Annotated in this window: 11 protein-coding genes; 4 read left to right on the top strand and 7 right to left on the bottom strand. The window is 62.1% G+C overall.

Annotated elements, in window-relative coordinates; all coding sequences use genetic code 11:
• Nucleotides 1-17: 17 nt before the first annotated feature.
• A complete protein-coding gene (locus ACYQ1P_RS03340) occupies nucleotides 18-3,545 on the top strand; it encodes an LAGLIDADG family homing endonuclease (protein WP_460018961.1) in 3,528 nt (1,175 codons plus the stop codon).
• Nucleotides 3,546-3,554: 9 nt separating this feature from the next.
• Here ACYQ1P_RS03340 and ACYQ1P_RS03335 read toward each other — a convergent pair whose 3' ends face one another.
• From ACYQ1P_RS03335 to ACYQ1P_RS03325, 3 genes are read right to left on the bottom strand one after another with little or no spacing between them, the layout of a single operon-like run.
• Complete coding sequence (locus tag ACYQ1P_RS03335) at nucleotides 3,555-4,040, bottom strand: hypothetical protein (protein WP_460018960.1); 486 nt, start codon at nucleotides 4,038-4,040, stop codon at nucleotides 3,555-3,557.
• A gap of 7 nt (nucleotides 4,041-4,047) precedes the next feature.
• On the bottom strand, nucleotides 4,048-4,458 hold the full coding sequence (locus tag ACYQ1P_RS03330) for an HIT domain-containing protein (RefSeq protein WP_460018959.1): 411 nt from the start codon (nucleotides 4,456-4,458) through the stop codon (nucleotides 4,048-4,050).
• Nucleotides 4,455-6,062, bottom strand: coding sequence for a peptide chain release factor 3 (locus tag ACYQ1P_RS03325; RefSeq protein ID WP_460018958.1), 1,608 nt, complete (start codon nucleotides 6,060-6,062; stop codon nucleotides 4,455-4,457). The genes ACYQ1P_RS03330 and ACYQ1P_RS03325 overlap by 4 nt, the downstream gene beginning before the upstream one ends.
• A gap of 283 nt (nucleotides 6,063-6,345) precedes the next feature.
• Between ACYQ1P_RS03325 and ACYQ1P_RS03320 the strand changes: the two genes are divergently transcribed.
• Nucleotides 6,346-8,817 (top strand): FecR domain-containing protein, encoded by a 2,472-nt coding sequence (locus ACYQ1P_RS03320; protein ID WP_460018957.1) that lies wholly within the window; start codon nucleotides 6,346-6,348, stop codon nucleotides 8,815-8,817.
• Here the strand turns inward: ACYQ1P_RS03320 and ACYQ1P_RS03315 are convergent.
• From ACYQ1P_RS03315 to ACYQ1P_RS03300, 4 genes are all read right to left on the bottom strand, one after another.
• A complete protein-coding gene (locus tag ACYQ1P_RS03315; protein ID WP_460018956.1) occupies nucleotides 8,807-10,195 on the bottom strand; it encodes a sensor histidine kinase in 1,389 nt (462 codons plus the stop codon). The two genes, ACYQ1P_RS03320 and ACYQ1P_RS03315, sit on opposite strands and share 11 nt — an antisense overlap.
• Before the next feature lie 150 nt (nucleotides 10,196-10,345).
• Nucleotides 10,346-11,320 carry an ABC transporter substrate-binding protein gene (locus ACYQ1P_RS03310; protein WP_460018955.1) on the bottom strand — a complete coding sequence of 325 codons (975 nt, stop codon included), beginning with the start codon at nucleotides 11,318-11,320 and terminating at the stop codon, nucleotides 10,346-10,348.
• A 78-nt stretch (nucleotides 11,321-11,398) separates the two neighbouring features.
• Nucleotides 11,399-12,655 carry an organoarsenical effux MFS transporter ArsJ gene (gene arsJ, locus ACYQ1P_RS03305; RefSeq protein ID WP_460018954.1) on the bottom strand — a complete coding sequence of 419 codons (1,257 nt, stop codon included), beginning with the start codon at nucleotides 12,653-12,655 and terminating at the stop codon, nucleotides 11,399-11,401.
• Between the two features lie 9 nt (nucleotides 12,656-12,664).
• Nucleotides 12,665-13,675, bottom strand: coding sequence for an ArsJ-associated glyceraldehyde-3-phosphate dehydrogenase (locus ACYQ1P_RS03300; protein WP_460018953.1), 1,011 nt, complete (start codon nucleotides 13,673-13,675; stop codon nucleotides 12,665-12,667).
• Between the two features lie 188 nt (nucleotides 13,676-13,863).
• Here ACYQ1P_RS03300 and ACYQ1P_RS03295 point away from each other — a divergent pair, with 188 nt between their 5' ends.
• Nucleotides 13,864-16,023, top strand: a complete 2,160-nt coding sequence (locus ACYQ1P_RS03295; RefSeq protein ID WP_460018952.1) for a marine proteobacterial sortase target protein — start codon at nucleotides 13,864-13,866, stop codon at nucleotides 16,021-16,023.
• Complete coding sequence (locus tag ACYQ1P_RS03290) at nucleotides 16,020-16,589, top strand: class GN sortase (RefSeq protein WP_460018951.1); 570 nt, start codon at nucleotides 16,020-16,022, stop codon at nucleotides 16,587-16,589. Before ACYQ1P_RS03295 ends, ACYQ1P_RS03290 begins: the two co-directional genes overlap by 4 nt.
• The last annotated feature ends 34 nt before the right edge of the window (nucleotides 16,590-16,623 follow it).

Here is a 16,623-nt window from a genome sequence, read left to right as displayed (position 1 = left end):
CAGGACTTCGAAGCCCCATGACCGCAGAGCCCCCCATCGCCCCCATTTCCCAGCAAATCTGGGACATGAAGTACCGCCTCAAGGATGCCGAAGGGCGGCCTGTGGATAAAACCATCGGCGAGAGTTGGGCCCGCATTGCCCGTGCGGTGGCGGAAACAGAAGCCGAGCCCGACGTCTGGGAGCCGCAATTCCGTCAGATATTGGAAGATTTCCGCTTTCTGCCCGCCGGTCGCATCGTCGCCGGGGCGGGCAGCGCCCGTCAGGTGACCCTGTTCAACTGCTTCGTCATGGGCACCGTGCCGGACGACATGTCGGGCATTTTCGAGTCCCTGCGCGAGGCCGCCCTGACCATGCAGCAAGGGGGCGGCATCGGCTATGATTTCTCCACCCTGCGACCCAAGGGCGCCCTGGTCAAGGGGGTCGGGGCCGATGCCTCGGGGCCGCTGTCGTTCATGGACGTGTGGGACGCCATGTGCCGCACCATCATGAGCGCCGGGTCGCGGCGCGGGGCGATGATGGCGACCTTGCGCTGCGATCACCCGGACATCGAAGCCTTCATCGAGGCCAAGCGCACGCCGGGCCGCCTGCGCATGTTCAATCTCTCGGTGCTGGTCTCCGACGCCTTCATGGAGGCGGTGCGCGACCGGGCCTCCTGGGACCTGCAATTCAACGGCACGGTCTACAAGACCCTGCCCGCCGCCGAATTGTGGGACAAGATCATGCGGGCGACCTACGATTTCGCCGAGCCCGGCGTCATCTTCATCGACCGCATCAACCGGCTCAACAACTTGTCCTATTGCGAATCCATCCAGGCGACCAATCCCTGCGTCACCGGTGATACGTGGGTTCAGACCACCGCCGGTCCCCGTCAGGTCGGTGAGTTAATCGGTCAGCCGTTCGAGGCCTTGGTCGATGGCCAAGCCCATGCGTCCGCTCCCGCCGGTTTTTTCCGGACCGGCACCAAGGAAACGTTCGACCTGCAATTGAAGCAAGGCTACCGGCTCAGATTGACCGCCGATCATCTGGTCCGTCGCGTCACGGTGAACACCCGCTGGCGGAAGGAAACATGCTGGACGAAGGCCGGGGATCTGGTGCCGGGGGATCTGGTTTTGCTGCATGACCATGGCGATCACGTCAACTGGCCGGGAACCCTTGGCGAGGCGGAGGGCTACCTGATCGGACTGCTGCTCGGCGATGGAACCCTGAAGTCGGACAAGGCCGTTCTGTCTTGCTGGCCGGGTGCCCTGGCCTGCAACGGGAGCCATGAGCGCCCCGGCGTGGCCGAGGTCATGGAACGGGCGGAAAGTGCCGCTCGGAGCCTCCCCCATCGTTCGGATTTCAGAGGCTGGTTGGCGGTTCCGGGCCGTGGAGAATACCGAATGGCAACGGGGGCGCTCAAATCCCTGGCCGTGGGCTTGGGCATGGCACCGGGACACAAAGCCATTACTCCGGCGATGGAGCGCGAATCTTCCGCCTTCCATTGCGGAGTCTTGCGCGGGTTGTTCGATGCGGACGGGTCCGTTCAGGGCGACCAGGAAAAAGGCGTCAGCATCCGTCTCAGCCAGAGCAACCTGGAAACCCTGGAAGCGGCACAACGGATGTTGCTGCGCCTGGGCATCGCCTCCACTCTGTATCGAGGCCGACGACCGGCGACCCCGCGACCGCTTCCCAACGGTCATGGCGGGCTGTCTTCCTACGACTGCAAGGCAAATCATGAATTGGTCATTTCCCGAGCCAACATGGTGCGCTTTCAATCGCGCATCGGATTTTGCGATTCGGACAAACGCGGGCGGTTGGATCAGGCCTTGTCCGGCTATAAAAGGGCGCTGAACAGGGAAACTTTCGTTGCCGAAGTCGCGTCTCTCGATCCGGCCCCAACGACCGATGTGTACGATGTTCAAATCCCGGGGGTCCATGCCTTTGACGCCAACGGCCTTTACGTCCACAATTGCGGTGAACAGCCGTTGCCGCCCTATGGGGCCTGTCTGCTGGGGTCGATCAATCTGGCCCGCTTCGTCCAAAATCCGTTTGAAGAGAATGCCACCCTCGACCTGGAGGCGTTGCAACAGACCGTGCGTGTCGCGGTGCGGTTTCTCGATGATATCATCGACCTGTCGGGCTTTCCGTTGCCGCAGCAGCAACAAGAAGCCCAGGCCAAGCGCCGTATCGGACTCGGGGTGACCGGACTGGCCGATGCGCTGATTCTGTGCCGGGCGCGCTATGGCGGACGGCGGGCGGTGCAACTGGTCGAATCCTGGATGGCGACCATCGAACGCACCGCCTATCTGGCTTCGGTGGATCTGTCCTGGGAGAAAGGGGCCTTTCCGCTGTTCGACGCCGAACGCTATCTCAACGGCGAGACGGTCAAACAACTGGACGCCGAGGTGCGCCAGGGCATCGCCGACAAGGGCATCCGCAACGCCCTGCTGACCTCCATCGCGCCCACGGGGACCATCTCCCTGCTCGCCGACAATGTGTCTTCGGGATTGGAGCCGGTGTTCTCCTTCACCTATTCGCGCAACGTGCTGATGCCCGACGGCTCGCGCAAGGAAGAACAGGTCAGCGATTATGCCTATCGTCTGTACCGCCGCCTGAAAGGCGAGGGACCGCTGCCCGATTACTTCGTCGATGCCCAGGGACTCAGCCCGTCGGACCATCTGGTCATGCAGTCGGCGGTGCAGAAGCATGTGGATTCCTCCATCTCCAAGACCATCAACGTGCCCGAGGACATGCCCTTCGAGTCGTTCAAAGACGTCTATCAACAGGCCTATGAGTTGGGCTGCAAGGGCTGCACCACCTATCGGCCCAACGACGTCACCGGCTCGGTGCTGCAAACCACGCCCGATAAAAAATCCCTGCCGAAGACCAAGGGAAGCATCGGCGATCAACCGGAATTGCCGTTGGAACGACCGGCCGCCCGCGCCCATTCCAAAAACACCGGCGATCAGGGGGCCAAGGTGCATCAGATGTTCAAGCCTCTGGACCGCCCGGAGGCCCTGCCCGGAGCGACTTACAAACTCCGCTGGCCGGAAAGCGACCATGCCATTTACGTCACCCTGAACGACCTGATCGACGACATGGGGCGGCGGCGGCCGTTCGAGGTATTCATCAATTCCAAGAATACCGAGCATTATGCCTGGACCGTCGCCCTGACGCGGATGATCTCGGCGGTGTTCCGGCGCGGCGGCGACGTGTCGTTCGTGGTCGAGGAATTGAAAAACGTGTTCGATCCGCGCGGCGGCCACTGGATGGGCGGACGCTACATTCCCTCGCTGCTGGCCGCCATCGGCGAGGTCATCGAGCAACACATGATCGCCATCGGCTTCATGGGCCGACCGGAAAGCCTCACTCCCGAGACGGAACATCAAGCGCAGGTGGTTCAGATGACCGGCACCGACAGTCGGTCCGGTGAGAGCAAGGAACGGGTTGAGGACTCTCGCCCCAAAATCCGCGCCCGCCACTGCCCCAAATGCAATCAGCCCACCTTGATCAAGCAGGAAGGCTGCGATAGCTGCACCTCCTGCGGCTATTCCAAATGCGGGTAGGGCGGTTGGCTATGACTTGTTCAATTCTTCCTCGAGCTTCTCTTCCTCTTTTTCCAGCTTGAGGCGCAGAATCTGGATGCGGCGGCTGAGTTCGAGTACGCCGCTCCAGTCCCGATGCCGGTTGTTGGTCTCCCACCGCTTGACGGCGGCATGGGTCAACAGGCCCAGCACGATGGCGAAGATCACCAGACCCGACAGCCCCATGATGACGGCGGCAAAGGTATTGAACATATCCGTGCGCGAGATCACCACGCCCCAGAAGCCGATGGTCACCATGGCGGTGGCCAGGGTCACCACCAGATAGAGTTTGATCTTCTCGCCGGTGCGCAGTTTGCGTTCCGCGTCGGCGATGGCAAGCGCGATTTCCACCCGGGCGATCTGCTGCCACTTGCGAAAGGACATGCCCTGCACCGAAGCCTGTTTGGCGTCACGGATCTGGTCCTCCAAGAGGCGGACCACGAAATCGGCACGTTCTTCGGGGGTCGGATCGGCCATCGGTCGCTTACAGATCCTCGAAGGCGGCGCGGATTTTTTGCAGCATCGGATCGTCGGCGCCATAGGGTTCCGGCTGGCCCGCGCCCCATACCGGGCCAGGCCAGGCGGCATCGCCCTGGCGGCGGGCCACCACATGCACATGCAGTTGCGGCACAATGTTGCCCAGCGCGCCCACATTGATGCGGTCGCAGTCGAACAGCCCTTCGAGCAGCTTCGACAGCTTGGCGACTTCCTGCATGATCAGCATGTGGTCGGTGCGTTCCAGGTGGTGCAGGCCAGACAGGCCGCCGCGCCGCGGGATCAGCACCAGCCAGGGAAAGCGCCGGTCGTTCATGATGCGCACGTCGGACAGCATCATCTGTCCCAGGGCCATGGTGTCGGCGGCCAGTTTCTCATGCAGTTCGAAATCACCACTCATGGGGCGGACCCTCCTTCCATATGTTCCTTGGTCTTGGCGAAGGCGACTTTCGGGTAGTCCTCCTGCGCCTTGTTCAGGTGCCAGGCGTTGCGGGCCAGGAACACCGGGTCGCCGTCGTGATCTTCGCCCAGACTGCCGCGATTGGCGTCAATGAAGCCCTTCAGCACCAAATCCGTGGCCGCCGATACCCAGCGGGCGGTATAGAGCGAGGTCGGTTCGAACAATACATCCAGATCATATTCGGTGCGGATGCGGTCGGCCAGCACCTCGAATTGCAGGGCACCGACCACGCCGACGATCCAGTCGGCCCCGATCATCGGCTTGACCACACTGGCCGCGCCTTCCTCGGCCAGTTGCTGCAATGCCTTGCCCAGATGCTTGGCCTTCAACGGGTCTTTGGAACGGACGGTCTGCAACAGTTCCGGGGCAAAACTGGGAATGCCGGTGAAGCGCAGGTCCTCGCCCTCGGTCAGGGCATCGCCGATGCGCAGGTTGCCGTAGTTGGGAATGCCGATGATGTCGCCGGGCCAGGCTTCTTCCGCCAGTTCCCGATCCTGGGCCAGGAACAGCAGCGGATTGTGGATATTGAGAATCTTGCCCGAACGCGGATGCTTAAGTTTCATGGCCCGCTTGAAATGTCCCGAACAGAGCCGCACAAAGGCAATGCGGTCCCGGTGCTTGGGGTCCATGTTGGCCTGGATCTTGAAAACAAAACCGCTGACTTTTTCCTCGTCCGGGCGTACTTGGCGCGCCCCGGCCGGGGCCGGACGCGGCGGCGGGGCCGTGGTGACCAGCCCATCGAGCAGTTCGCGCACCCCAAAGGTATTGATGGCACTGCCGAAATAGACCGGCGTCATATTGCCGTCCAGATAGGCCTGTGGATCGAATTCCGGACACAGGCCTCGCGCCATTTCCACCTGTTCGCGCAGGGTGGCGACAGCCTCTGCGGGCAGCAGGGTGTCGAGCTTGGGATCGTCGAGGCCGGTACAGGGCTCGCCTTCCATCGGCATGCCGTCGCGGGTGGTCCGGTGCATCAGGATCAACTGGTCATGGATCAGGTCATAGACGCCGAGGAAATGCCGCCCCATGCCGATGGGCCAACTGGCCGGGGTGACCTCGATGGCCAAGTTCTGCTCAATCTCGTCGAGAATATCGAACGGGTCGCGGGATTCCCGGTCCATCTTGTTGACGAAGGTGGTGATCGGCATGTCCCGCAACCGACAGACCTCGAACAGCTTGCGGGTCTGGCTTTCAATGCCCTTGGCCCCGTCGATCACCATCACCGCTGAATCCACCGCTGTCAGGGTGCGGTAGGTATCCTCGGAAAAGTCTTCGTGACCCGGTGTGTCGAGCAGATTGAAGGTCTTGCCGGCATAGTCATAGGTCATCACCGCCGAGGTGACCGAAATGCCGCGTTCCCGTTCCACTTTCATCCAGTCGGAGCGCGCCCGGCGCTGCTCTCCGCGCGCCTTCACCGCCCCGGCGGCCTGAATGGCCCCCCCGAACAGCAACAGCTTTTCGGTCAGGGTGGTTTTCCCCGCATCCGGGTGGGAAATGATGGCGAAAGTGCGCCTGCGGGCCACTTCATCGGTCAGGCGGGACATCCGTAGGGGTTCCTGTATGGCGAACGGTTTGACGTGTGAATCCGAGGGCCGGACCATACATGATAATCAAGGGGTCGCTCACGCGATTTTTTCATATTATATTTATCTAAATATATCAAATGGTTGATATAAGCTTATTATAATATACAAAGAAAATAGCAGGGTTTTCGTCCATGGAGTGACCGCTATCACTTATGGGGTCGGTCCGCCTCCGTTATTATCATCGCAGAATAGGGAGACGCGCTTTGGGCGCGGTAGGCTTGGCAAGGGATTGGGGTCTGACATGAACATCATGGACACGGGTTTCAGCGGGACATCTGGCAGCAGCGTGATGACCGCGACGGTGGACGCCGGAACGGAACAGATTGTTCTGCCGGCGGAATTCCCCATGGCAACGGCGGATTATGGCCGCGAAGGGTCGGACCTGGTGCTGACCGGGTCCGATGGCGCGCAGGTCACCCTGGTGGATTATTTCGCCCATGGCGCCCCGGCCACCCTGACCACGCCCGACGGGGCCGAGATTGCCGGCAGTGTGGCGGCGAAATTGGCCGGACCGCTGGCCCCCGGTCAGGTGGCGCAGGCCGTCGAAGTGGCCGCGACCACGGGTCAGGAACCCATCGGTCAGGTGGACACGGTGGACGGCACGGTGACCGTGACCCATGCCGACGGCACCAAAGAGACGCTGGCCAAGGGCGACTCGGTGTTCCAGGGCGACATTCTCGAAACCTCCGCCGACGGCGCGGTGGGCATCGTGCTGGCCGACAATTCGGTATTCTCGCTGAGCGACAGCGGGCGCATGGTGCTCGACGAAATGGTTTATGATCCGGGCAGCCAGGAAGGCTCGGCCTCGTTCGCCCTGCTGACCGGCGCGGCGACTTTCGTCTCCGGCCAGATCGCCAAATTCGGCCAGGACGCCATGGTGGTGAAGACCCCGGTGGCGACCATTGGCATCCGGGGCACCAAGGTGTTCCTGGAGACCGACGGCCAGTCCATCCAGGCGGTCAACCTGCCGGAAACCACCCTGAAGGGCGAGACGGTCGGCGAAATCGTGCTGATGAGCCCGTCCGGTGCCATGCTCGGCACCATCAACAGCTTCGGCGGCGGCTGGCAATGGACGCCTTCCGCCTCGGCGACCCCGTCGCTGCTGCAAATGGATGCGGCGCAGGTGTCCAACATCGTCTCCCAGGTCACCAACTTTCTGCCCAAGACCCTGGAAGAGAAGGCCGTGAGCCTGATGGATCGGGTCAACGAGATCCGCGCCGAGGCCGCTGCCGCCCGTGAGGCGGGCGACGAGGAACGGGCCGCCGAACTGGAAGCTCAGGAACAAGAAGCCGCCGCGCAGTTGGAAGAGGCCGTGAAAGAGGTCGAGGATAAGCTCGGCTACAAAGTGGATCTGACGGAAGGCGACGGGCTGACCGATGGTCTGGACAGTTTCGATACGGCGGCCGGTGGCGATGCGGGTAATACCGGCGACACCGGCGGTACCGGCGGCTCCGGCAATAACGGTCTGAATATTATCAATGGTCTGACCACAGGCACCGGGACAGGCACCGGTACCGGAACAGGCACAATTTCGGGAACGGGTGGCACCGGGGCCGCTAATAGCAGCGGGACGACCGGTGGAACACGGAGCGAAGCGCCCCTCACAACGACCGAAACAACCGAAACGAATGATGACCTCGAAACGGTGGCCCTATCGCAATATGCTTCCAAGGTTTTGGATTTTGGCTCCGAATACGATACCCATGATTGGGCGGCCTATCAGGTCCTGGGCGTTCCCAACACCTTCGAATACGAAGATATCCCAACGGCCTGGTCCTCTGAGGACGAAAATGGTGATGGGACCGCAGCAGCGGATGATTTTGTCGCCGTGCAATTCCAGATGCCGGTCTATTCCACCGGCGCGACGATCCGCGAGACCTTGGGCAACGGCTTTGTAACGCAAATCGACGCCATTGATATCAACGGGGTCTCTCATACAGTCTGGAGCGGAACCGACACCAGCCCCAGCGGCACGCCTTATGATTTCGAAGTGTCCTGGGAGGAGACCAGTTACCTGACCACCGGACTGAAGATCTATGTAGACCTTGATTCCAACCTAAATGATTGGGAAGAGATCGACAGCATTCAGTTGCATGGCAACTATGATGTGAACGAAGGGGTTTTGGATCTGATCGGGAGCGCCGACGACGATGTGCTGATCGGCTCCGATGTGGATGACGTGATTGACGGCTTGGGCGGCAACGACGTACTTTACGGCGGGATCGGGGCCGATACCATGACCGGCGGCGACGGCAACGACGTCTTCAGCTATCTGCTCAACGATATCGTTGACGAAGGCGGCGATACGATCTTGGACTTCGATCTGAATGACGACCTGTTGCAGATTGAACTGGGGAGCAACCTGATCCTGACCTCCTCCGCGAGCATTTTCTTGTTCGGGGGTGAAGGAAATTATCAGAGCGGCGAAGGTTCATCCGTGGGCTTTTTCTATAACGCCGGATCGGGCGTCAGTGTCGCTCAATTGCCGACCCTGTTCAGCGAAGCCCCGCGCTATGGCGAGGTTGAGTCTCCGATCTTTCTGTTCATGAGCGAAGGCACCGAAAGTTCCCAGGGTACGCTGTATTACGGCACCTCCAACTCCTACTCGCAAGTTGCGACGATCAATCTGCAAGGGGGGGATGTGGCCGAAGACTTCAGCGCCGCCAATATGGTTGTGACCTACAGCAACGGCGGCGGGGAGTTCATGGATTAGCGTCGTCTTCGATGGCGGCGGCCTTGAGGGTGAACAGGAATTCCGTGCGCCCCGGAACCCCTGAAGAAAGCCAGATCTTGCCCCCGTGGCGTTCGACGATGCGCCGGGCGACGGCCAGCCCGATGCCGGTGCCGTCGTAGGTTTCCCGGTCATGTAGGCGTTGAAACACCCCGAAGATGATCTCGTGAAATTGCGGGTCGATGCCGATGCCGTTGTCGGTGACGGAAAATTCGATCATCTCCCCGCTGTACCGGGCGGCAATTGCCAGCAGGGGAACCCGGTCCGGCGCACGATATTTGATCGCATTGCCGAGCAGGTTTTGCAGCAGCCGCACCAGCTGGCTCATGTCGCCCATCACCGGCGGCAGCGGCCCGACGGACAGTTGCGCTCCCGATTCCTGAAAAGCCAGATGGAGGTTCTGCCGCGCCTCCGAGACAACCTCATCCATGGAGACCGGTTCCGGCTCCTGACCCCGGGTGGTGATGCGTGAATATTCCAGCAGGTCGGTGATCATGCGTTTCATACGATCCGACCCATCGACGATAAACGTGATGAATTCCCGGCCATCCTGGTCGATCTGTCCCTCGCAGCGCCGCTCCAGCAACCCGACATAGCTGCGGACCATGCGCAGGGGTTCCTGAAGGTCGTGGGAAATGGCATAGGCGAATTGCTCCAGGTCCGTATTGGAGCGCTGGATCTTTTCCATGGCCAGACCGACGGCATTTTCGGCCCGCCGCCGTTCCGCCACCTCTTCCAGCAGCAAATCGCGGGACACGGTTGTCTCGGCCAGGGAGGCGGCCAGGGCGTTGAAGGTGCGTTCCACTTCCCCGATTTCGTCCCGACGGTTTGCCAAGAAGCGGAATGCGGGGTCCTTTCGGGCATAGATTTCGATGCCGTCCTGAAGTTTTTGGATGGGACGGATGACGCGCCGCCCGATCCACAGCCAGATCAGCACGGTGAACAGCACCATGCCGATGACCAGTCCGATGACCAGCAGGTTGAGCTGTTGGGTGACCAGATCCAGATGGGCAAAACTGCGCTGGGAAAAGCGCACCGATTGGGTGGCGATGGCCTGGGTGGTCGTCCGCAACTGCCCGACCAGACTGCGCAGTTCCGGGGTGAAGGTCAGCGGCCCTTCGGGGTCCATCTGAATGCGGTTGAGGACCGTTTGCGTGCGCTCGAACAGGATCAACGCCTTGGCGTGGTATTGTTCAATCCGCTCCAGCATCTGATGATCGGTGCGGGCAAGGGTGCCGGGCGAGGCGAGAATTTTCTCCAGACTCCGGTGGCGTTGCCGCCATTGCTCGGCGGCCCGGGACGTATGGTGCAGGATATAGTCGCCGGTCAGCGAGTTGAGCTGGAAAGCTGCGATATCCACGGATTGCGCGAATTCCTCCGCTGTAAATGCGGCTCGGTAATCCCTGAATGTCAGGACCAGACCGCCGCCGATGATTCCTGCCACGAGCACGGAACTCAAAGCACCGATTTTGAAGAGCGTGTGAATGCGCATGATTTGGCGGACTCGTCGTTAGCGAAAGATCGTCACCGCCCGCGGGCGGATGCTGTCCAAAGTTTCCGGATACAGGAACTGCAAATAGTTGGGCATTTCCTTTCCCTCAACCAACTGGTGGGACATGGCCCATCGCGCCTCCCGTTCCAGGGTGGTGATCAGCCATTGATGCAGGCTGATTTCGAAGTTCAGATCCTCCCACAGGGGCTGGATGACCGACATGTTCTTGCCCAGATAGTTGGCCACGATCCGTTGGGATTCACCTTCATGCTCGAACAGGAAGCGGGTCGCCGAGAACAATCCGCGCACCATCTTTTCCAGGTTCTTCGCATGCCCCTGGGCATAGTGCCGGGTGGCCAGGGCATTGAAGGTTTCGATATAGGTCCGGTCGTGGGGCAGCACAACCGCCTCCTCCCCCAGACGCTTGAGTATCAAATGGGCGAAGGGTTCCCAGACGACCACCGCATCGACCTTGTGCGCCAACAGGCTGTCGGCCATCTCCTCGGGTTGCAGTTTGACGATCTCGACGGTGCTGCGATCCACCTGGTGCAGCAGGAGAGCTTCATCCAGGAAAAAATGGGCCGAGGCCCCCATAATGGTGCCCACCTTGTGGAAGGCCAGATCGTCGACCGTTCGGATGCCGGTGTCCCGCCGGGTGATCAGCTTGATATCGTTATCGGTGTTGACGAAGGTGCAGACAATGCCGAAATCCCTGTTCTCGAAGCTGTTGAACATGACCACGGTTTCCGACGAGGTGGCCACATCGGCCCGCCCATCGAGCATCTCTCGGGCGGCTCGATGACCGCCCTGGACTCGCAGCACCGAGACCTCCAATCCCTGATCATCGAAAAAACCCTTCTCCAGGGCGATGATGAACGGGGCCGAGAGCGGGGTCATCGAGAGGGCCAGGCGCAAGGGATGATCGGCCCGGGCCTGGGGGATCAGGGCCAGCCATCCAAAGAGCAGCAGGAAACACAGGCGGGACGGAAGCACGTATAGACCCTCGGGAGTCCGGGCGGCGGAGCCACCCGACGAGGTGTCATATTAACACGACCAACGTGCTTCGAGGAATTATCTTAATGTGGAGTGTGTTGATCGGCGCCCGGCGAGGGGCAATGTCAACACCAGGGCCAGGGCGATCAGTCCGCCCGAGGTCCACAGGCAGGCCACCAGTCCCCAATACTGAAACACCAGCCCGGACAACAAGGTGCCGCCTAGCCGTCCCACCGCGTTGGCCATGTAATAAAAGCCCACGTTCAGCGCCACCTTGTCATGGTCCGAATAGGCGACGATCAGGTAGGAATGGACGGCGGAATTGATGGCGAAAACCACCCCGAACAGCAATAGTCCGCCGACCAGGACATAGGGGGCCAGGGTGGCGGAAACCGCCAGTCCAACCTGCTCCAGGATTTGCGGCGACAAACCGAGGGCGATCATCACGGGCAAAAGGGCCAGTACCGCGCCCCAGATCTTGGCCGCCCGCGCCCCCTCGGCGGCATCGGTGGTCCGGCGCAGCAGGCGGGGCACCAAAGCCTGCACGATCCCGTATCCGATGATCCACGACGCCATGAAGCCGCCCACCTGATCGAACGACCAGTCGAACGTGCTGGTCAGAAACACCGGCACGCCGACGACAAACCAGACATCCCGCGAGGCGAACAAAAAGATCCGCGCGGCGGACAGGAAGTTGATTTCACGGGTCTTGGAAAACAGGTCGCGCCCGGTGACCTTTTGCTTTGCTTTGCCCAGGTCGCCCTTGATCGAGGTCACGGCGAGCAGCAGCACCACCGCCAGCATCCCGGCCATGCCATAGAGTGACCAGGCAAAGCCGAACCAAGTCAGCAACAGGCCGCCGAGCAGGAAACCAAAGCCTTTCAGGGCGTTCTTGGAGCCGGTCAGCAAAGCCACCCACTTGAACAGCAGGCCGTGTGCCTCTTCCTTGACGACCAGCTTGACGGCGGATTTGGAGCTCATCTTGGTCAGGTCCTTGGCCACCCCGGACAGCGCCTGCGCGCCCATCACCCAACTCACCGACAGGGCCAGGGTCCAGGCGGGATCGACAAGGGACAGCAACAGCAAGGCACCGATCTGCAAGAACAAGCCGGCGAACAGGGTGACCCGCAAGCCGAAGCGCGCCCCGATCCAGCCGCCGAAAAAATTGGTGACGATGCCCATGGCTTCGTAAAGCAGGAACAGAAAAGCCAGATCCAGCGGGGTATAGCCCAGCTTGTGAAAGTGCAGCAGCACCAGCATCCGCAAGGCCCCGTCGGTCAGGGTAAAGGCCCAGTAGGCGGCGGTGACGGCGGCGTAATTGCGCAGGTCGGCCATGGACGGGTCCTAAAGGGAGGCCGCCACCTTGTCGGCCAGATCGACCATCCGGTTCACGTAGCCCCATTCGTTATCGTACCAAGCGTAGATCTTCAACTGGGTGCCGTCGATGACCATGGTCGACAGGCCGTCGACAATGGAAGAGCGGGTGTCATTGACATAGTCTGTGGAGACCAGCGGCCGCATTTCCAGGCCCAGAATGCCCTTCAGCGGCCCCTCGGCGGCGGCCTGGAACAGGGCGTTGACCTCTTCGGCGCTGGTCGGACGCCCGACCTCGAACACGCAGTCAGTCAGCGAGGCATTGAGCAGCGGGACGCGCACCGCATGGCCGTTCAACTTGCCCTTCAGTTCCGGGTAAATCAGCGTGATGGCGGTGGCCGAGCCGGTGGTGGTGGGAATCAGCGCATTCATCGCCGAACGGGCGCGGCGCAGGTCCTTGTGCGGCGCGTCCACCACCACCTGGGTATTGGTGATGTCGTGAATGGTGGTGATGCAGCCATGCACGATGCCCAGATTCTCATGCACCACCTTGACCACCGGGGCCAGACAGTTGGTGGTGCAAGACGCGGCGGTCAGCAGATGATGCCGGGCCGGTTCGTACAGATGATCATTGATCCCATAAACCACATTGAGCGCCCCCTGCTTGACCGGGGCGGCGACGATGACTTTCTTCACACCGCCGTCGAAATAGGGCTGCAACAGCTCCGGGGAGCGGAATTTGCCTGAGCATTCAAGAACGAGGTCAACACCCAAGGCCCCCCAAGGCACGTCACCGGGCGCGGCGGCGTCGCTGAAGCCGATGGTCTGCCCATCGACGATAAAGGAATCGGGGCCGGGCACCTCAAGGGCGTGGGGCCAATGGCCATGCACCGTGTCGAATTCCAGGAGATGGGCGGCGCAGGCGGCCCCCCCCTTGATCTCATTTACATGAACGATTTCCAGGTCCGGACGATCCCAGGCGACCCGGAAAGCCAATCGCCCCATCCGCCCAAAGCCATTGATCCCGATTTTGATGGTCATGTCCGCGTTCTCCTTCTTCGAAGCCCGCAAGCTAGGGCAAGCAGCGGAAAAAGCAATGTGATGATTTTTTGACGGAGTCACCCTTTCGCCGCAATTGATCGTGGAATGACCATATTCCGACCCCGCTTCGGCCACGGAGCGGGTGTGGAGTGGACCCTCGTAAACATGATTCAGCACAGGGGTTCGTCATGACACATTTTCCGGGTTTTCGTGTCGGCTACGCCGTCCCGCGCCGTCGGGCGCCGGTCGCGGCCTTGGCCGTGACTTTGTTTTGTCTGGTGACCCTGTTGGTCACGGCGGTGGTCGCCGCCGCCGCTCATGCGGCGGATGGCCTGTGGCTAAGGCCCCTGTCGGCGGAAGGGGTGCCGCTCGATCGGGCCGCCGTCGCCGCCCCGTTGGTGGCGACGCAGATCCAAATGGACATCACCGGCCCGCTGGCCCGGACTCAGGTCCGTCAGCTGTTCGTCAATGCACAATCCGAGTGGGTCGAGGGCACCTACGTGTTCCCGCTGCCCGAGGATGCCGCCGTGGACAGTCTGCGCATGGTGGTTGATGACAAGGTGATCCAGGGCGTGGTGCGCGAAAAACAACAGGCCCGGGAAACCTATGAACAAGCCAAGCGGCAGGGCAAACGGGCCTCTCTGGTGACCCAGGAACGGCCCAACATCTTCACCACCGCCGTCGCCAATATCGCGCCGGGCGGTCATGTGGCCATCGAGATCGGCCTTCAGGAGGTGCTGCGCTGGACCGATGGTCACTACGAGCTGCGTTTCCCGGCGGTGATGACGCCGCGCTATATTCCCGGCCAGCAGGAAATTCTCGGCGCGGCGGGGAGCGGCTGGGGAAAGAATACAAATCAGGTGCCCGACGCGGAGCGCATCACGCCGCCGTTGATTCTGCCCCAGGGCCAGATGATGAATCCCCTGTCGTTCACCCTTCATCTGGACGCGGGCGTTCCCCTGGAGGGAATCTCCAGCCCCAGTCATGAGATCGTCGTCACGCCGGACGAAGGCGGTCGACTGACCGTGACTCTCAAGGACGGCACGGTTCCGGCGGATCGGGATTTCGTCCTGACCTGGACGCCCCGGGCGGGGGATGAGCCGCGGATGTCGCTGTTCCGCGAGACCGGGGCCGATGGGGCCGACTACCTGCTGGCCCTGGTCCAGCCGCCGCGTGCGGAAGCCCGGCGCGAGACCTTGCCGCCGCGCGAAGTGCTGTTCATCATCGACACCTCGGGCTCCATGGACGGCTTGTCCATGGACGGGGCCAAGGCGGCCCTGCGCAAGGCGCTGGACGGGCTGGGGCCGCGCGACCGATTCAACATCATTCGTTTTTCCAATGAGGCATCGCCGCTGTTCGACCGGCCCCGGCCCGCCGACCCGCGCCACCTGAAGCAGGCCCGAGGCTTTGTCGAAAGTTTGTCCGCCGACGGCGGCACGGAAATTCTGAGCGCCCTGCATCTGGCCCTGGATGGCCGCTTCGATGCGGGACGGGTGCGACAGATCATTCTGCTGACCGATGGCGCGGTGGGCAACGAGACGGAAATTCTGCGCGACGTGCGCCGTGGGCTGGGGGATTCCCGGCTGTTCACCATCGGCATTGGCTCGGCCCCCAACAGCTATCTGATGCGCAAGGCGGCAGAACTGGGGCACGGCACCTATACCTTCATCGACAACGAGTCCCAGGTGGAACAGGGGATGACCCAATTGTTCGCCAAACTGGAGGCCCCGGTACTGAGCGACCTGCGCGCCACGTTCTCTCCCGCCGCGCGGGCCGAAGCCTGGCCGCGACAACTGCCCGACCTCTACGCGGGCGAGCCCTTGCTGCTGGCGGTGCGGGTGCAGGATCTGGCAGGCGGAATCAGCCTCGGCGGGTGGCTGGGCGGCGTGGACTGGAGCCTCACCCTGCCACTGGCGCAAGCAAAACCGGCCCCCGGCATCGCCCGCCTGTGGGCGCGCGGCAAGATCGAGGGCCTGACCGACCAGCGATACGAGGGCCGCTCGGAGGAAGAAATCCGGCTCGATGTACTGGATGTGGCCCTGACTCATCAATTGGTCAGCGCTTATACCAGTCTGGTGGCGGTGGATGTGACTCCGGCCCGTCCGCTGGATCAGAACGTAACACATCAGGCCGTGCCGCAATTGCCGCCGCATGGTTGGAATCTAAACAAACTGTTCGGAGCCCCGGTGTCTCCCAATCTGCCGATGCAACAAGAAGCGGCGCAGGATCTGTTCCGCGCCCAAGGGGCGACGGCGGCCGACCTGCACATGATCGCCGGGCTGCTGGCCTTGCTGTTGGGGGGCGGTTTGTGGCTGTCGGGCCGTCGGGCACGGAGGCAAAGCGCATGAGTGGGCGTCGGCGGCTGGCCCTCGGGGCGGTGCTGCTGGGGCTGGGGCTCTGGCAGGTCGGCTCCGGCCTGTTGATCGAGGGCAAGGCCTGGCTCGGTCAGCATCTGATCCGTGCTGCCTGGGCCGAGGGGCTGGCCCAGGGGATGCCGCAAAAACCCTGGCCCTGGGCCGATACCTGGCCGGTCGCCCGGTTACAGGTGCCGCGCCTAGGCGTCGATCTGGTGGTGCTGGCCGGGGCCACCGGGCGGACCATCGCCTGGGGGCCGGGCCATCAGGACGGCAGCGCGGCCCCCAATGGTCCCGGCACCAGCGTCCTCGCCGGACACCGGGATACCCATATGGCCTTCCTGCAAGACCTGCATCCGGGCGACCGGCTGCGATTGATAGATGCTTCGGGTAAGGCGGTCGTCTATCGGGTGAGGGGGACCCAAGTGGTGCACAAGGATCAGGCGCGGGCACGCAGCGACCCCGCCGATCCGCGCCTGATCCTGCTCACCTGCTGGCCGTTCGAGGCCCTGGTGCCCGGCGGCCCGATGCGGTTCGTGGTCGAGGCGGAAAGGATTTAGAGCGGGATGAAGCCGGAGTGAATCGAAAGGGGAT

The sequence above is a fragment of the Magnetospira thiophila genome (assembly GCF_054657015.1).
This window is presented reverse-complemented; position numbering and strand designations above follow the sequence as displayed.